Source organism: Moraxella oblonga NBRC 102422 (assembly GCF_001598275.1).
Lineage (GTDB): Bacteria > Pseudomonadota > Gammaproteobacteria > Pseudomonadales > Moraxellaceae > Moraxella > Moraxella oblonga.
The window spans coordinates 37,173-54,751 of sequence record NZ_BCYQ01000015.1; the positions used below are offsets into that span (position 1 = coordinate 37,173).

Genomic DNA, 17,579 nt, shown 5'->3' on the forward strand with positions numbered 1-17,579 from the left:
ATGTGAACAAGATAAATGCCAATCCTACCAATCTGTTTTCTATGATTGGGCTGGTGGTTGGCTGTGTACTGTTTGGGCTTGGTAGTCTCATTGTTGCTCATGTGGACGGTGTGGGGGCATATGCCATGGCGTTTTGGCGACTTTTGGTCTCTACCTTTATCTTTTTGGGGCTGACCGTGATTTTTGGTCAAAAATTCCCCCATTCACGACAGGCGGTCTTTTTGGCACTCATCTCAGGCGGTGCGTTGGGGCTTGATTTGGGATTGTGGCATGAGAGTATTCATGCGGTAGGGCCGGGCATTTCTACACTATTAAACAGTTTGCAAATTTTCTTTTTGGCACTCATTGGATTTCTTTGGTTTGGTGAAAAACAAACCAAATTGCAACTACTTAGCCTTGCTTTGGCATCTATTGGTGTCGCATTCATCGCAAGCCCAGAGTTTGCTCACAATTCATCTGCCTTGTGGGGTTTTGTTTCAGGGATTTTGTCAGGAGCGTTTTTGGCGGTATCCATGTCTTTTGTGCGACGCACTCACGAAGTGGCAGAAGTGGCGATTTTTCCAATGATGACATTGGTGGGCGTGGGCGGGACTGTGTCGCTCATGCCGCTTATGTTGATGTTTAATCAAGGTCAGATTCTGCCCACCACACTCACTGCATGGGGTTGGATTTTGGTGTATGGGGCAGTCATGCAATGTATGGCGTGGGGGTTGATTGCGTATAGCATTCCCAAGATTGCTTTGTCTTTGACAGGGCTTTTGCTTTTGACCGAACCTGTTGCCACACTACTGATTGATTATTTTTGGTTAAATAAGTCAATCACAAGGGGGCAATGGGGTGGGGCGTTTTTGGTGCTGTTGGCGATTTATTTGGGGTCATTAAAAAAGCCATAATCTTAACTTATGGCTTTGTGTGTATGTTACATTACTTGCTGGCAAGCGTTGCTTTGATGAGTTTTTCGGCATTAGCAAGCGTATTTGCTACGTCCGCAGGCTCAATTTTACTGCCTTTGATGAGTTCATCAGCAGGCGTGTAAATGACTTGCACTTGACCGTTGATTTCGGTAACGAGTACTTTTAGGGGTAAGCTTAGAGCAAAAGTAGGGTCTTTTTGCATGAGTGGTGTGCCTGCTTTGGGGTTGCCATAGACGAGTACGGTGGCAGGTTGCATGGATAAGCCGACATTCTGACCTGCTTGTTTGTGGTCGATGACAGCAAAGGTGGTCATGCCCTTGCTTTCAATGGTGTTTTTTAGGAGACGAACGGTATCATCAAATCCATATGGGCTAGTTAGGGTGGTGGTTTTGGTTGTCATGATGCTTGGGATGGTTTTGGAGGTGGGATTAGTGGTGGCACACGCACCTAGTGATAAAGCGACAGCGATTAGGGGTAAGTAAAGGATTTTCATGGTATTTTTCCAAATGAAAATATCTTAACATCAAATCCACCTAAAATAAAGCCAAAAATTTTATTAATTTTGCAAAAAGTACTTGCAAAAATCAAAATTAAGTATATAATAGCAGTCCTTAACACCTTACAGGCGATTGGCTCAATTGGTAGAGCAGCGGACTCCAAATCCGCAGGTTGAGGGTTCGAGTCCTTCATCGCCTGCCATCTTTTCTCACTTCCCTATTTTAATTAGCCATTCCTTATTTTAAGGAAATCTTTTGCATGAGCGATAACAAAAACAATCTCAAAAACGATTTAGAGAATCAACTGGCGGACGCAAAAGCCACTGCTCAACAAATGCTTAATAAGCATAAAGCAGTCGTTGTTTCCGAAGAAAACATGGTTGAAGTTGCCAAAACTCGCTCACCAAAAGACATGGTTTTGTGGTTGCTTGCTATTGTTGCACTCATCAGCTCCACCTTGATTTCTCAATATCTACCCAAATACTGGGCACCTGCCAATAACACAATAACACAGCTTGCCATTACTGCAGGATTGATTGTGTTTGCGGTAATTTGTTTGGCTTTTACCAATCAAGGTCGTGCTTTCAAGGTTTTATTGAAGGATGCGGGCATTGAACTTCGCCGTGTTACATGGCCAAGCAAAGATGAAACTGTCAAGTATACATGGCAGGTCATCTTGGTGATGATTGTCTTTGGGGTGTTGATTTGGTTATTTGATATTTTGTTACATTCATTATTTGGGTTGATTTTAGTTAAATAAGTTGGGGAAACATCATGCGTTGGTACATCATTCAAGCATTTTCTGGTTATGAAAAGCAAGTTCAGCGTGCGTTGATTGAACGCATTAAACGCAGTGAACTGACCGAATTTTTCGGTGATGTGCTTGTGCCAACCGAAGAAGTTATTGAGATGCGAGATGGTAAAAAACGTACCGTTGAGCATAAACTGTTTCCAGGTTATGTGCTTATTAATATGGAAATGCGTGAAGATACTTGGCACATTGTTAGAAGTTGCCCAAATATTACAGGGTTTATTGGCGGTACACCAGAGCATCCTGCACCCATCACCCAAGCCGAAGCTGACCGTATCCTAAATCGCATTAACAAAGGTGCAGATGCACCACGACCTAAAACCATGTTTGAGCCAGGCGAGGAAGTGCTTATCATTGATGGTCCATTTACGGATTTTAAAGGCATGGTGAAAAAGGTTGACTATGACAAATCCAAGCTATATTTGACGGTCAGTGTATTTAGCCGTCCGACCGAAGTTGAGCTTGAATTTAATAAAGTTGAAAAAATTATTTAATTGTTGTATAATTACAACCTAGCTCCAATATTGGGGCTTTTTCCTTGAATCGGCATTGTGCTGATTTACAACTTGGGGAGCTTTTTGGCGTTATTACCCACCATTCGGAGAGATTCTCATGGCAAAAAAGATTGATGGCTACATCAAACTACAAGTGCCTGCTGGTAAGGCAAATCCATCACCACCAATTGGTCCTGCTTTGGGTCAAAAAGGTGTGAACATCATGGCGTTCTGTAAAGAATTTAACGCCGCTTCTGCCAACATGGAGCCAGGTCTGCCTGTGCCTGTGGTTATCACTGTATTTAGTGATAAATCATTTACTTTCATCATGAAGTCGCCACCTGCGGCAGTATTGCTACGCAAAGCGGCTGGTATTGCCAAAGGTTCTAGTGTGCCTAATAAAAACAAAGTAGGTACAGTAACTCGTGCCCAACTTGAAGAAATCGTTAAAACCAAAGAAGCAGATTTGACTGCTGCTGACCTAGAAGCTGCGGTAAAAACCATCGCTGGTACCGCCCGCTCTATGGGTCTTAATGTGGAGGGTGTATAATGGCTAAGCTAACCAAGCGTCAAAAGCTCATCAATGAAAAAATTGATGGCAGCAAACTATACACCATTGAAGAGGCAGTAGCTATCCTAAATAGCCTACCACCTGCAAAATTCAAAGAGTCTATTGATATCGCCATCAATCTAGGTGTTGACCCACGTAAATCAGACCAAGTCGTGCGTGGCGCTACCAACCTACCTGCTGGTACTGGTAAAACCAAACGTGTTGCTGTATTTGCACAAGGTGCAGCTGCTGATGCTGCCAAAGAAGCAGGTGCTGATGTTGTTGGTTTTGAAGATTTGGCGGAAAGTATCAAAGCAGGCAACTTAGACTTTGATGTGGTTATTGCATCTCCTGATGCAATGCGTGTTGTTGGTCAATTGGGTACTATCTTGGGTCCACGTGGTTTAATGCCAAACCCAAAAGTAGGTACTGTTACTGCTGATGTTGCAACTGCTGTTAAAAATACCAAAGCAGGTCAGGCTCAATACCGTGTTGATAAAGCAGGTATTATCCATGCTTCTATCGGTCAAGTTGGTTTTACTGGCGAGCAAATTGAGCAAAACGCAACAGCATTACTAAATGATCTAAAACGTGCTAAGCCTGCTACTTCTAAAGGTATTTATATCAAGAAGATTACACTGTCTAGCACCATGGGTCCGGGTCTTGCGATTGATCCAGTTCCACACCGTGCCAACAAATAATCTTTAGGGATTGGGCGAAAAACTATTATTTTCAATGATTTACTTAAAAGTGCTTGCATTTTGTAGTTTTTCGCTTATAATGGCAAAGTTTTTGTTGAAATAACCCGTTTGATTTTAACAAAGAACCAATTTTTAGCTCAGCACAACGGGTTGTGCTGTCTAAGACCGTAGGTGTTGGTATTTATTTTTAATCACCAACCTAAATGAATAATCAGCCTACGCAGACGGTGAAATCTCGCCGTATTTTCGGTGCAAATCATTTGATTTGTAAATTTAAATCACTTAGTGATAAAAAATGGAGACAACCCATGGCACTAAATCTTCAAGACAAACAAGCAATTGTTGCTGAAGTAAATGAAGCTGCCAAAGTTGCCCTTTCTGCTGTTGTTGCCGATTCTCGTGGCGTAACAGTAGCTAAGATGACCGAACTTCGTAAACAAGCTCGTGCAGCAAATGTTGAAATGCGTATCGTTCGTAACACTTTGTTACGCCGTGCGTTGGCAGATACTAATTTTGCTTGCATGAATGATGTTTTTGTTGGTCCTACTCTGATTGCATTCTCAAACGAACACCCTGGTGCAGCTGCCCGTTTGTTCAAAGAGTTTGCCAAGACTAACGACAAGTTTGAAATCAAGGGTGCAGCTTTTGAAGGCGAATTTATTGATGCAAAATCCATTGATAAACTTGCAACCCTACCTACCTACGACGAAGCCATTGCACGTTTGATGGGTACCATGAAAGAAGCTGCGGCGGGCAAATTGGCTCGTACACTTGCAGCACTTCGCGACAAAATGCAAGCAGAGGCTTAATTTTAAGTTTCATTTTATTTTTAATTCAATTTTTATTTCATAGGAAATTGCTATGTCATTGACTAACGAACAAATCTTAGATGCGATTGCAGCTAAATCAGTAATGGAAATCGTTGAGCTTATCTCTGCGATGGAAGAAAAGTTTGGCGTATCTGCTGCAGCCCTTGCTGCTGCTCCTGCCGCTGTTGGCGATGCTCCTGCTGCTGAAGAAAAAGACGACTTTAACGTTGTTCTAACTAATGGTGGCGATAAGAAAGTAGCTGTCATTAAAGTAGTGCGTGAGCTAACTGGTCTTGGTTTGAAAGAAGCTAAAGACCTAGTTGAAGGCGCACCACAAACTGTTAAAGAAGGTGTTGCTAAGGCTGAAGCCGAAGAAATCAAGAAGAAACTTGAAGAAGCTGGCGCTTCTGTTGAGTTGAAATAATTTGGAACATGCGTCTTAATTGACCTAACCAAATAAATAAAAACCCCATATTGCCTATTGCGTTATGGGGTTTTTTCATGTATAATTGGGAATTTGACCTTTTGTGTTATTACACTTAAAAAAGGACAAGCATACCTCATGCGAACGACCTTACTATTTTAGATTGAGATTAAGCTAAATACATGATTGTATTTGGCGTGTTTTTTCGTCTTTAAAACGATATTTATGGTTTGGCGTTGGTGATGTGGTTTTTAAAGTTGTGTTAGTGGACGCTCTGCCAGAGTGTCTTTTCTAGGTTTAACGTAAGGAATCTCAATGGCATATTCTTATACCGAAAAAAAACGTATTCGTAAAAGTTTTTCTCGTCTGCCCGATGTGATGGACGTGCCGTATCTACTCGCCATTCAGGTGGATTCTTACGAGCAGTTTTTGCAAGAGCATAAAAAACCTGCGGCACGTGCCAACATCGGTTTACAAGCGGCGTTCTCATCTATTTTTCCCATCATCAGCCATTCTGGCAATGCTGAACTCCAATTTGTAGAATATTATTTGGGTGAGCCTGAGTATGATGAGCGCGAATGTATCATGCGTGGTTCAACCTTTGCTGCTCCTTTGCGTGTCAAAATCCGCCTTGTGGTCAAAGATAAGGACAATAAAGGCACCATCAAAGATGTGCGTGAAAGTCAAGTATATATGGGTGAAATCCCACTCATGACTGCTAACGGCACATTCATTATTAACGGCACGGAGCGTGTGATTGTATCACAGCTTCATCGTTCTCCTGGTGTATTTTTTGACCATGACAAAGGCAAATCACATTCTAGCGGTAAGGTGCTTTATAATGCCCGTATCATTCCTTATCGTGGCTCGTGGCTTGATTTTGAATTTGATGTTAAAGATTTGGTGTACGCTCGTATTGACCGTCGCCGTAAAATGTTGGCTACGGTAATTTTGCGTGCCATTGGTATGGAAACCAAAGACATCTTGGCAACTTTCTTTGAAACAGTAGATGTGTTTAGGGGTGAAAACTCTTTTGAAATGGAATTGGTGGCAGATCGTCTGCAAGGCGAAATGGCTCAGTTTGATATTGTTGCTCCAGATGGTACAGTGATTGTTGAACAAGGCAAACGTATCAATGCCAAACGCATCAAGGAGATTAAGGAATCTGGTTTAACCAAACTTGCAGTGCCTGATGAATACCTATATGAGCGTGTGCTTGCCGAAGATGTAATGGTTGATGATGAGATTGTTGCTCGTGCTAATGATTTGATTACACATGAGACTTTGGTAAGACTGCTTGAAAAGAAAGTGCCAGCATTCAAAATTCTATTTACCAACGACATCGATCATGGAACATATATCGCCGATACCCTCCGTGCTGATACCATCACTACTCGTGAAGAAGCGTTGATTGAGATTTATAAAGTTATGCGTCCAGGCGAACCACCTACGTTAGAGACGGCAGAAAAACTATTTGAGCAAATGTTTTTTAGCCAAGAACGTTACGATTTGTCTAACGTTGGTCGCATGAAATTCAATCGCCGTTTGGGTCGTGATTTTGTAGAAAGCGATGATATTGATGTGCAACGTGAGCAAGGTGTGTTGTCCAAAGATGATATCATCGATGTGGTCAAGATGCTTATTGAAATTCGCAATGGTCGTGGTGAAGTAGATGATATTGACCATCTAGGTAATCGCCGTATCCGTTCGGTGGGCGAGATGACCGAAAACCAATTCCGTATCGGCTTGGCTCGGGTGGAACGTGCAGTCAAAGAACGTCTAAGTATGGCTGAGTCTGATAATCTACAACCCCAAGATTTGATTAATTCTAAGCCTGTAGCAGCTTCTATTAAAGAGTTCTTTGGTTCATCACAACTTTCACAGTTTATGGATCAAAACAACCCTCTATCGGAAATTACTCATAAACGCCGTGTATCAGCACTTGGTCCAGGTGGTTTGACTCGTGAGCGTGCAGGTTTTGAGGTGCGTGACGTACATACCACGCATTATGGTCGTGTCTGTCCGATTGAAACACCCGAAGGTCCAAACATTGGTTTGATTAACTCTTTGGCGGTATTTGCTAAAACCAACAAATTTGGTTTCTTAGAGACACCATACCGCCGTGTGGTTGATGGTAAGGTAACAGATGACATTGATTATGTCTCTGCCATTGAAGAAGTAGGCATGGTAATTGCTCAAGCAGATTCACCCATGAATGAGCATGGTGAGCTGACCGACCCAATGGTTATGGTACGTTATCAAGGTGAGTCAGTACGTATGAGTCCTGATAAAGTAACTCATATGGACGTATCACCCCGTCAAGTGGTATCAGTGGCCGCATCGCTCATTCCGTTCCTAGAACACGATGATGCTAACCGTGCCTTGATGGGTTCAAACATGCAACGTCAAGCTGTGCCAACCCTGCGTAGTGATAAACCACTTGTCGGTACAGGCATGGAACGCCACGTGGCTCGTGACAGTGGCGTGTGTGTGGTTGCCAAGCGTGGTGGTGTGATTGAGGAAGTTGATGCCAGCCGTGTGATTGTGCGTGTTCACGAAAGTGAAATGACCGCAGGCGAAGCAGGTATTGATATTTACAATCTCATCAAATACACTCGCTCCAACCAAAATACCTGTATCAACCAACGTGTTATCGTTAATGCTGGTGATGTGATTGCTAAGGGCGATATTTTGGCAGATGGTCCTTCTACGGATTTGGGTGAGTTGGCACTTGGTCAAAACATGCGTGTGGCATTCATGCCGTGGAATGGTTATAACTTTGAGGACTCCATTTTGCTGTCTGAGCGTGTTGTCCAAGAAGATCGTTTCACCACCATTCATATTCAAGAGCTAACGTGTGTGGCTCGTGATACCAAATTGGGTCCAGAGGAAATCACTGCCGATATTCCAAACGTGGGTGAAGCGGCTCTTGCCAACCTAGATGAAGCAGGTATCGTCTATATCGGTGCAGAAGTAGATGCAGGTGATATTTTGGTGGGTAAGGTTACTCCCAAAGGTGAAAGTCAGTTAACCCCAGAAGAAAAACTGCTACGTGCGATTTTTGGTGAAAAAGCAGCTGACGTTAAAGACACTTCACTTCGTGTACCATCATCAACCAAAGGTACGGTGATTGATGTGCAGGTGTTTACTCGTGATGGTTTGGAAAAAGATAGCCGTGCCAAAGCGATTGAAAAAGCGATGCTTGATGATTATCGCAAGGACTTAAAAGAAGAGCTTGTGATTTTTGAGGCGGCAGCTCGCTCACGTGTGATTGCACTTTTGACAGGCAAAAAAGTCTCAGGCGGAGCTGGCTTTAAGTCAGGTACGATTTTGACCGCACAAGATTTAGAAAATCTACCGCTTAATACTTTGTTTGACATTCAACCTGCCGAAGAAGAAATTTCGGAGCGTTTGACTCAAATTTCTGAATTTTTGACCGACAAGCAAGCAGAGATTGATGATAAATTTGCCAAGAAAAAAGCCAAATTGACTGCCAATGATGATTTGGCACATGGCGTTCAAAAGATTGTCAAGGTCTATTTGGCAGTCAAACGCCGTATCCAACCTGGTGATAAGATGGCGGGTCGTCATGGTAACAAGGGTGTCGTCTCTCGCATCATGCCTGTGGAGGACATGCCTTATGATGAAAATGGCAACCCTGTGGACATCGTGCTTAACCCACTTGGTGTACCCTCTCGTATGAATATTGGTCAGGTTTTGGAGACGCACTTGGGTATGGCGGCTCGTGGCTTGGGCGACAGAATCAACGACATGCTTCGCTCACAGGTGGCAGTATCTGAACTTCGTGAATTTTTAGACAAAATTTACAACCAAGTCGGCGGTGAGCAGGTGGATTTGGACAGCTTGTCAGACGAAGATATTGTAGCGATGGCTCAAAATCTACGTGCTGGCGTGCCAATGGGTACAGCTGTATTTGATGGTGCCAAAGAGACCCAAATCAAAGAGTTGTTGAAATTGGCAGGTTTAAATGAAACAGGTCAGCAAACTCTATACGATGGACGTACGGGTAAAAAATTTGACCGCCCTGTAACGGTTGGTTATATGTATATGCTCAAACTAAACCACTTGGTTGATGATAAAATGCATGCCCGTTCTACTGGTTCTTACTCGCTTGTTACTCAGCAACCACTGGGTGGTAAGGCTCAGTTTGGTGGTCAGCGTTTTGGTGAGATGGAGGTTTGGGCATTGGAGGCGTATGGAGCAACCTATACTCTACAAGAAATGCTTACTGTCAAATCAGACGATGTGGAAGGTCGTACCCGTATGTATAAAAACATCGTTGACGGTGAGCAATACATGAATCCGGGCATGCCTGAGTCGTTTAATGTGTTGACCAAAGAAATTCGTTCGTTGGCAATCAACATTGACCTAAAAGAGAACAAATAATTGCTGTTAATCGGGTGTTTGCCATGCAAATACCCACGCAAGATGAAAATGAATTAAGCGGAGAACTCATTTGAAAGATTTATTAGACATCATGAAAAACCCTGCCGACAACGGCATGAAAGAATTTGACAGCATTCAAATCTCGTTGGCAAGCCCTGACACCATCAAATCATGGTCTCATGGCGAAGTCAAAAAACCTGAAACCATCAACTATCGCACATTTAAACCTGAGCGTGATGGTTTGTTTTGTGCCAAAATCTTTGGGCCTGTTAAAGATTTTGAGTGCTTGTGTGGTAAATATAAACGCCGTAAATTTCAAGGCATCATTTGTGAAAAATGTGGTGTAGAAGTTACGGCTGCCAAAGTTCGCCGTGAACGCATGGGGCATATTGAGCTTGCCTCGCCTGTTGCTCATATTTGGTTTTTAAAATCACTACCAAGCCGTATTGGTCTTTTGCTTGATATTACTTTGCGTGATATTGAACGTGTGCTTTATTTTGAAAGCTATATCGTAACTGACCCAGGCATGACAGGTCTTGAAAAATATCAACTTTTAGATGATGAGCAGTATTTTAACGCCTTAGAGCAATATGGTGATGAATTTATTGCCAAGATGGGTGCTGAGGCTGTCCAAGATTTGCTAAAAGACATTGATGTGGATGGTGAGATTGATGAGCTTCGTGCCGAAATTCCGAATACCTCATCAGAGACCAAACTCAAAAAGATGTCTAAACGCCTAAAACTTTTGGAATCTTTCCGTGACTCTGGCAACAAACCAGAATGGATGGTGATGACAGTATTGCCTGTATTGCCACCTGATTTGCGTCCACTTGTACCGCTTGAAGGTGGTCGCTTTGCCACGTCTGATTTGAACGATTCGTACCGCCGTGTCATTAACCGTAATAATCGTTTGAAACGCCTTTTGGAGTTAAATGCCCCTGACATCATCGTGCGTAACGAAAAACGTATGCTCCAAGAAGCGGTCGATGCCCTGCTTGATAACGGTCGCCGAGGGCGAGCCATCACAGGCTCAAACAAACGCCCACTCAAATCTTTGGCTGACATGATCAAAGGTAAACAAGGTCGTTTCCGTCAAAACCTTTTGGGTAAACGTGTGGACTACTCGGGTCGTTCGGTGATTGTGGTTGGTCCTACACTACGCCTACATCAGTGCGGTCTGCCCAAGAAAATGGCATTGGAGCTGTTCAAACCATTTACTTATGCTAAGTTGTTGCAAAACAACATTGCCCAAACCATTAAAGCTGCCAAAAAGATGGTGGAGCGTGAAGATCCAGTCGTTTGGGATATGCTGGCTAGTGTCATTCGTGAGCACCCAGTTTTGCTAAACCGTGCGCCAACCTTGCACCGTCTAGGTTTGCAAGCCTTTGAACCTGTCTTGATTGAAGGTAAAGCCATTCAGCTACACCCTCTGGTCTGTGCGGCATTTAACGCTGACTTTGACGGCGACCAGATGGCAGTACACGTGCCATTGACTCTAGAAGCACAGCTTGAAGCACGTGCATTGATGATGTCTACCAACAACGTATTATCTCCTGCCAACGGTGAGCCTATCATTGTACCATCTCAAGATGTTGTGTTGGGTCTTTACTATATCAGCCGTAGTCACCTTACTGCCAAAGGTGAGGATATGGTGTTTAGTACTGTAAATGAGGCTTTGCGTGCTATTGGTTCTGATGATTTGTCTGTCAATGCCAAAATCAAGGTGCGTGTTACCGAGACCATTTTGGACGAAAAAACTGGTGAAAAAACCACCAAAACCGAAATCAAAGACACCGTAGCAGGTCGCCTTCTGATTTGGAATATCATGCCAGAAGGTATGGCATTTGAAGAATGTAACAAAGAGATGACCAAGAAAAACATCTCTAAATTGCTCAATTCATGCTATCGTAAATTGGGTGTGAAAGAGTCGGTTCTATTTGCTGACCATTTGATGTACTTGGGTTTTGCCCAAGCGACTTTGTCAGGCATCTCTATTGGTATGGAAGATATGGTCATTCCACCAGCCAAAAAAGAGATTGTTGATACGGCTGATGCCGAAGTGCGTGATATTGAACAGCAGTTTGAACAAGGTTATGTTACCGCAGGCGAACGCTACAACAAGGTTGTGGACATTTGGTCTCGTACTGCTGACAAAATCGCCAATGCGATGATGGATAACCTATCAGTAGATTTGGTAACTCTTAATGATGGTACGGTAGAAAAAGAAAAATCTTTCAATTCCATCTACATGATGGCGGACTCTGGTGCTCGTGGTAGTGCCACCCAGATTCGTCAGCTTGCTGGTATGCGTGGCTTGATGGCAAAACCAGATGGCTCGATTATTGAAACGCCAATCAAGGCAAACTTCCGTGAAGGTTTGTCGGTATTGCAGTACTTTATCTCTACGCATGGTGCCCGTAAGGGTCTTGCTGATACCGCTTTGAAAACTGCCAACTCGGGTTATCTCACTCGCCGTTTGGTGGATGTGGCACAAGATTTGGTTATCACTCATGATGATTGTGGTACAGATGCAGGTCAGCTTATGACACCTGTGATTGATGGTGGTGAAATCGTAGAACGTTTAGGTGACCGTGTACTTGGTCGTGTTACCGCCAAAGATGTGATTAATGCTAACGGTGAAGTGATTATTGCCAAAAATACCTTGATTGATGAGCGTTTGGTAGAAGTGCTTGACAAAAACGCCATTGATGAAGTTTATGTGCGTTCAGTGATTACCTGTGAAGCTCATCATGGTGTATGTGCCAAGTGCTACGGTCGTGATTTAGCTCGTGGTCATTTGGTGAATATTGGCGAATCTGTGGGTGTTATGGCAGCTCAGTCCATCGGTGAACCAGGTACTCAGCTAACCATGCGTACTTTCCACGTGGGTGGTGCAGCTTCTGCCACATCAGTAGACAATAGCGTGTCTGTGAGCAATACAGGTACGGTGCGTTTCCGTAATATGAAAACGGTAGAGAATGCCGAAGGTCATTTGGTGGTTGTTTCTCGTTCTGCTGAGATTGGTATTACTGATGCACAAGGGCGTGAGCGTGAGCGTTACAAAGTGCCTTATGGTTCTACCGTCTTGGTGCGTGATGAGACAGCAGTAAATGCAGGTGATGTGGTTGCTAAGTGGGATCCACATACTCACCCCATCATTACTGAGTTTGCAGGTAGAGCACGGTTTAGTGACATTACCGATGGCATGACCGCCACCATGAAAACAGATGAAATGACAGGCATGAGTTCGTTTGAGATTTTGGCAATCAAAGATCGCCCAAGCGTTGCCAAAGATTTGCGTCCTGCGGTAATTCTAAATACCGTTGATGGTAAAGAAGTGGTGTATTTCCTACCTGCCGAAACTGTAATTCGTGTGGCAGATGGTGAAGATGTGACTGCAGGTACAGTACTGGGTCGTGTACCACAAGCAACCTCAGGTACGAAGGACATTACAGGTGGTTTGCCACGCGTTGCTGACCTCTTTGAAGCTCGCAAACCAAAAGACCATGCCATCATGGCTGAGGTGAGTGGTGTGGTATCGTTTGGTAAAGAAACCAAAGGCAAAAACCGATTCATCATTACTGACGATGAAGGTAATATCCATGAGGAACTCATTCCAAAATGGCGTCAAATCAACGTCTTTGAGGGTGAGCGTGTAGAGCGTGGTGAGGTGGTGTCTGACGGCCCACAAAATCCACATGACATTTTGCGTCTTAAAGGTGAAACAGCACTTGCCAACTACATCGTAGAAGAAGTCCAAGAAGTTTACCGCTTGCAAGGTGTAAAAATCAACGACAAGCATATTGAAGTCATTGTACGTCAAATGCTTCGTAAAGTTGAGATTGTGGACGGTGGTGATTCTAGCTACTTCAAAGGCGACCAAGCCGAATATACTAAGATTCGTGCTTTGAATGCTGAGCTTATCGCCAACAACAAGTTCCCTGTACAGTACGAACGTCAACTACTGGGCATTACCAAAGCATCCTTGGCAACCGAAAGCTTCATCTCGGCAGCATCTTTCCAAGAGACTACTCGTGTCTTAACTGCTGCTGCTACGATGGGTAAAGTGGATGATTTGACAGGTCTAAAAGAAAATGTGGTTGTAGGTCGTTTGATTCCTGCAGGTACAGGTTTGGCATATCACCAAAATCGCAAACGTAAAGCCGAGCAAGCCAATAAAGCCAACATTGTCGCTGATAATGTGCTACTTGGTAATGCAGAGCAAACGGCGGCGGTTGATGACTTTGCCAAAGCCTTTGCTGATGAGCTAGGACAAGGCGACAATCCACAGATTTAAACCTTGAAGCTAAAAAAGTCCACTTCGGTGGGCTTTTTTGTTTACAATACTGCATTTATACCAAAACAACTTTAAAAATGGTACAAAATTAGCCATTGTCCGTAGGGGTAAATTGCAATTGCCCCCTACAAGACTGTATTAAATTTATAGTTCGGTGAGTATATTTTTTAAAAATAGGTGATTTATGTTTGATAAAAATGTGTATGTTGGTTCTATGTCCTTTGAATATGTTAATATTTATTCAATTGGTATGAATATTCCGACATTGTATGATTTTCCTGCTTATCAAACAAGTTTGCTAGAACTTTATGCAGATGAAGACAATCAGGATTTGATTGTAAAACATAAACGGTTAAGTGGTTATGGTGGCGTTATATCAAACTTAAACAGTCAATTTAATAAATATGAAATATTGCCAGATAGTTTGTGGGTAACAAGTAATAAAAATCCGTTACCAAAAAATGAAGAATATATATTTCAGGTACTAATAGGAGGGATAATTCTAAGAGAACCCTGTGCAAAAATTCTACAGCAGTTTAATCTAGGTCAAACAACTTTAACGCCATTAAAAATTTATGAATATGAGACTAGAGAATTATGGTCTGATGAGATTTTTTATTTTTTAAATTTATGCGAGCATAGGCAATATATTAATTATCCGCAGTCTGATGAAACCTTTGTTTATATACAAGGAGCAAAAAGATATTCAACTCGTGGAATTCCTATACAACCAAATACACTTGAAGTGAATAAATCCATATTGGATTGTGATATTGATTTATGGCACGATCCTATGTTAGGCAGTTCAATTTTCATGTCTGATAAATTATATCAAACTTTAAATGATGAGAATATGATTTATCAATGGAATATGAAATCTTGTCAATTAATTTAACTTAACATTTTATTTTTTATTTTAAGGAATTTATCATGAGTGTTTATCCACAAGCATACAGTTTTATTTTGGTTAAAGGAGATTTAAAATGAGCAATCAGACTGTATGGTTTAGTAGCGTTTTGCGTACAGCAGAACATTTCTATATTAGCATAGGTTATCCGCATATTGACTATAAAAGAATGTTTATTTTGGAGCATAAGCAACACAATGCCAAAGTGGTTGATAGTGATATGGTATTTACTCCTGAAGAAGAAAAGGAGTTGCAAGAACTTAGCTTGCTTTCAAAAAAGGCTTGGGGGAAATCTCCTGATTTGCAAGGCATGAATATTTTACCCAGTAAATTATGGACAAGGGATGTGCGTACACCAGACCCAGCCTTAAATGCATTTACCATTACAGGTCGTTATTTGATATTAAGCGAGCAATGTGGCGAGCTTTTTCAGCAATTTAATTTGGGTAATAGCAAATTGGTGAAACTTCAAATTTATAATATGGGAACGCTAGAACCTGATAATGAACGATTTTTTTATTTTTTAGACATTGCAGAATGGCGACATTATTTATTGCCTGAAAAAAGTAGCAATGCTTGTCGGTCGATTGGTTATCAGAAACATGGCTATGATGCGTACCAGTATCGTTTGTACAGCAATGAAAAACTAACATTATCAGATGAAGCATTAAACTGTGATATAGACCTTTGGCATGACCCAATGTTATGGGATTCACTTTTCTTGTCCGATAGGTTGTATATGGAATTAAGTAATGCCAATATAATTGCTGATTTTGATTTCGTGCCTTGTATTCTTGATAATTTAATTTAATATTTTGGAGATTATGATGTCAGACTATACTTCAGTTCAAGCACACCACATTATCTTGGTTAAAGGAGGGGTCAGATGAGCAATCAAACTGTTTGGATTAGTGAGGTTTTTGGTTGGGCTAAATCTTTTTATATTGGTAATGGTTATTCCCATGTTGATTATAAAAGACAATTTGTACTAGAACATAAGCAACATAATGCCCAAGTGGTTAATAGTAATATTACTTTTACCACTGAAGAAGAGGCTGAGTTGCAATATTTACAGTCATTAACCGAAAAGGCATGGGGTCAATCTAGGGATTTTCATGGAATGAATATCTTGCCCAATAAATTATGGACAAGTGATGTAAATAGCCCAGACCCTAACTTAAGTGTGTTTAAAATCACAGGTCGTCAATTGGTATTAAGTGAGCAATGTGGTGAGCTTTTTCAAAAATTTAATTTAGGGAACAGCAAATTGGTAAAGCTCCAAATTTATAATATGGCAACGCTAGAACCTGATGATGAAAGATTTTTTTATTTTTTTGATCTTGCTGAATGGCGACATTATATAATTCCTGAAAAAAGTAAATCATGTCATTATTCTGGTTATGAACGAAATGGATATAATCGTCATGTTTATCACCCTTGGGAAGGAGAGCTTGTATTGTCCCAAGAAGCACCAAATTGTGATTTGGATATTTGGCATGACCCTATGTTAATGAACTCTGTATTTTTGTCTGATAGATTATATCAAGCATTGCATAATGCGGGTATGGTAAAAGATTGGGATTTAACCCAATGTGTTATTGAGCCCGTAGGTTGGGTTGAGGTACGAAACCCAACAATTTCAGGGCTTAAACCGTTGGGTTTCACTGTCATTTAACCCAACCTACGGGCTGAAGATTGGGATTGTTTGATTTTGGGATTATCCAGTCAATACGCTGGATAATCATATAAAATCTTGTCAATTAATTTAACTTAACATTTTATTTTTTATTTTAAGGAATTTATTATGAGCGTTTTTCCACAAGCACACCACATTATCTTGGTTAAAGGAGAAGTGAGATGAGTAATCAAGCTGTATATTATGGCAGATTGTCTGTTGATATTTATTCTATTGGCATGAATATTCCAACTCTTTATGATTTTCCTTTATATCACAGGACACACATGGAGTTTATTAAAGATGAAAATAACCCAGAACTACTTGCAAGGTATAAAAAAGTCAGTGCTTATGGTCTTGAAATTGAACATAAAATGAGAGGCTTAGAAAAATTTGAGGTCTTGCCAGACAGCCTTTGGGCAGGATTTAATAATGAATATGAATATCCACAAGATGATGAGTATGTTTTTGAAATTAAAGGTGGCTGTATTATTATGCGTGAAAGGTGTGCCAATATTTTTAAACAATTTAGATTGGGAGAAAGCACGCTAACACCATTACAAATATACGATATCAACACAGGAAAACTGTGGTCTGATGAAATTTTTTATTTTTTTAACTTTTGTGAGAAGCGTCATTATCTTGCAAAATCTCAAAGTAAAGGTATCTTGGCATTTATACCACACCCCATGAGTCAGTTTGAAGATGGTACCTATGCCGAGCAAGGGGGTGTAAGAGATGGTGTTGTTGAGGTTGATGCGACAGCAAGCAACTGCGATATTGACATTTGGAATGACCCAAGACTGGTTGGCTCTGTTTTTATGTCTGAGCCGCTAAGAAATGCTCTGAAAGAGCAAAATATGACGATAGGTTGGGCACTTCGTTCTTGTGCATTGGTTTGATTTTTTTAATGATTTATTTGGAGAAGATTTATGACAAACAATACTACTCAAAGAGCAGAAAATGCACCCATTCAAGCTCATCACATTATTCCTGTGGATGTTTTTAATTCACTAACTACGTCCAAATTTCCATAAAATTTACGGTTCATTGCAAAAAGAGGATAATTTTAGGGACTGTACTAGATTAGCCC

General features: G+C 41.5%; 14 protein-coding genes and 1 tRNA gene. 14 read left to right on the forward strand and 1 reads right to left on the reverse strand.

What is annotated here, in order from left to right; translation table 11 throughout:
• Positions 1-41: 41 nt before the first annotated feature.
• The gene (locus tag MOB01S_RS05800; RefSeq protein WP_066802581.1) at positions 42-893 is read left to right on the forward strand and encodes a DMT family transporter; all 852 of its coding nucleotides are present in this window, start codon (positions 42-44) and stop codon (positions 891-893) included.
• A gap of 31 nt (positions 894-924) precedes the next feature.
• On the opposite strand, the gene MOB01S_RS05805 is transcribed toward MOB01S_RS05800, so the two are convergent.
• Complete coding sequence (locus MOB01S_RS05805; RefSeq protein ID WP_066802583.1) at positions 925-1,407, reverse strand: DUF302 domain-containing protein; 483 nt, start codon at positions 1,405-1,407, stop codon at positions 925-927.
• 130 nt (positions 1,408-1,537) lie between these two features.
• Here MOB01S_RS05805 and MOB01S_RS05810 point away from each other — a divergent pair.
• The 13 genes from MOB01S_RS05810 (at position 1,538) to MOB01S_RS05870 (ending at position 17,388) form a co-directional block, all read left to right on the forward strand.
• Positions 1,538-1,613 (forward strand) — tRNA-Trp (locus MOB01S_RS05810).
• Positions 1,614-1,670: 57 nt separating this feature from the next.
• Entirely contained in the window at positions 1,671-2,171 is a 501-nt protein-coding gene (gene secE, locus MOB01S_RS05815) for a preprotein translocase subunit SecE (RefSeq protein WP_066802585.1), read from the forward strand.
• A gap of 11 nt (positions 2,172-2,182) precedes the next feature.
• Positions 2,183-2,716 carry a transcription termination/antitermination protein NusG gene (gene nusG, locus MOB01S_RS05820; RefSeq protein ID WP_066802587.1) on the forward strand — a complete coding sequence of 178 codons (534 nt, stop codon included), beginning with the start codon at positions 2,183-2,185 and terminating at the stop codon, positions 2,714-2,716.
• Positions 2,717-2,834: 118 nt separating this feature from the next.
• Positions 2,835-3,266 carry a 50S ribosomal protein L11 gene (gene rplK, locus MOB01S_RS05825; RefSeq protein WP_066802589.1) on the forward strand — a complete coding sequence of 144 codons (432 nt, stop codon included), beginning with the start codon at positions 2,835-2,837 and terminating at the stop codon, positions 3,264-3,266.
• Entirely contained in the window at positions 3,266-3,967 is a 702-nt protein-coding gene (rplA, locus tag MOB01S_RS05830; protein ID WP_066802591.1) for a 50S ribosomal protein L1, read from the forward strand. The genes rplK and rplA overlap by 1 nt, the downstream gene beginning before the upstream one ends.
• A gap of 308 nt (positions 3,968-4,275) precedes the next feature.
• Entirely contained in the window at positions 4,276-4,776 is a 501-nt protein-coding gene (rplJ, locus tag MOB01S_RS05835; RefSeq protein ID WP_066802608.1) for a 50S ribosomal protein L10, read from the forward strand.
• Between the two features lie 52 nt (positions 4,777-4,828).
• Positions 4,829-5,200, forward strand: a complete 372-nt coding sequence (gene rplL / locus MOB01S_RS05840; protein ID WP_066802593.1) for a 50S ribosomal protein L7/L12 — start codon at positions 4,829-4,831, stop codon at positions 5,198-5,200.
• A gap of 315 nt (positions 5,201-5,515) precedes the next feature.
• Positions 5,516-9,607 (forward strand): DNA-directed RNA polymerase subunit beta, encoded by a 4,092-nt coding sequence (rpoB, locus tag MOB01S_RS05845; RefSeq protein ID WP_066802595.1) that lies wholly within the window; start codon positions 5,516-5,518, stop codon positions 9,605-9,607.
• A 70-nt stretch (positions 9,608-9,677) separates the two neighbouring features.
• Positions 9,678-13,904, forward strand: a complete 4,227-nt coding sequence (gene rpoC / locus MOB01S_RS05850; RefSeq protein ID WP_066802597.1) for a DNA-directed RNA polymerase subunit beta' — start codon at positions 9,678-9,680, stop codon at positions 13,902-13,904.
• Positions 13,905-14,088: 184 nt separating this feature from the next.
• A complete protein-coding gene (locus MOB01S_RS05855; RefSeq protein ID WP_066802599.1) occupies positions 14,089-14,799 on the forward strand; it encodes a hypothetical protein in 711 nt (236 codons plus the stop codon).
• 88 nt (positions 14,800-14,887) lie between these two features.
• Entirely contained in the window at positions 14,888-15,622 is a 735-nt protein-coding gene (locus tag MOB01S_RS05860) for a hypothetical protein (RefSeq protein ID WP_066802601.1), read from the forward strand.
• 75 nt (positions 15,623-15,697) lie between these two features.
• Entirely contained in the window at positions 15,698-16,486 is a 789-nt protein-coding gene (locus tag MOB01S_RS05865; protein WP_066802602.1) for a hypothetical protein, read from the forward strand.
• A 182-nt stretch (positions 16,487-16,668) separates the two neighbouring features.
• Complete coding sequence (locus MOB01S_RS05870; RefSeq protein WP_066802604.1) at positions 16,669-17,388, forward strand: hypothetical protein; 720 nt, start codon at positions 16,669-16,671, stop codon at positions 17,386-17,388.
• Positions 17,389-17,579 lie beyond the last annotated feature (191 nt).

Coding starts and splice junctions, on each gene's coding strand:
- MOB01S_RS05800 (WP_066802581.1), top strand. CDS start 42: ATGATTGGGCTGGTGGTTGGCTGTGTACTGTTTGGGCTTGGTAGTCTC.
- MOB01S_RS05805 (WP_066802583.1), bottom strand. CDS start 1,407: ATGAAAATCCTTTACTTACCCCTAATCGCTGTCGCTTTATCACTAGGT.
- secE (WP_066802585.1), top strand. CDS start 1,671: ATGAGCGATAACAAAAACAATCTCAAAAACGATTTAGAGAATCAACTG.
- rplK (WP_066802589.1), top strand. CDS start 2,835: ATGGCAAAAAAGATTGATGGCTACATCAAACTACAAGTGCCTGCTGGT.
- rplA (WP_066802591.1), top strand. CDS start 3,266: ATGGCTAAGCTAACCAAGCGTCAAAAGCTCATCAATGAAAAAATTGAT.
- rplJ (WP_066802608.1), top strand. CDS start 4,276: ATGGCACTAAATCTTCAAGACAAACAAGCAATTGTTGCTGAAGTAAAT.
- rplL (WP_066802593.1), top strand. CDS start 4,829: ATGTCATTGACTAACGAACAAATCTTAGATGCGATTGCAGCTAAATCA.
- rpoB (WP_066802595.1), top strand. CDS start 5,516: ATGGCATATTCTTATACCGAAAAAAAACGTATTCGTAAAAGTTTTTCT.
- MOB01S_RS05855 (WP_066802599.1), top strand. CDS start 14,089: ATGTTTGATAAAAATGTGTATGTTGGTTCTATGTCCTTTGAATATGTT.
- MOB01S_RS05860 (WP_066802601.1), top strand. CDS start 14,888: ATGAGCAATCAGACTGTATGGTTTAGTAGCGTTTTGCGTACAGCAGAA.
- MOB01S_RS05865 (WP_066802602.1), top strand. CDS start 15,698: ATGAGCAATCAAACTGTTTGGATTAGTGAGGTTTTTGGTTGGGCTAAA.
- MOB01S_RS05870 (WP_066802604.1), top strand. CDS start 16,669: ATGAGTAATCAAGCTGTATATTATGGCAGATTGTCTGTTGATATTTAT.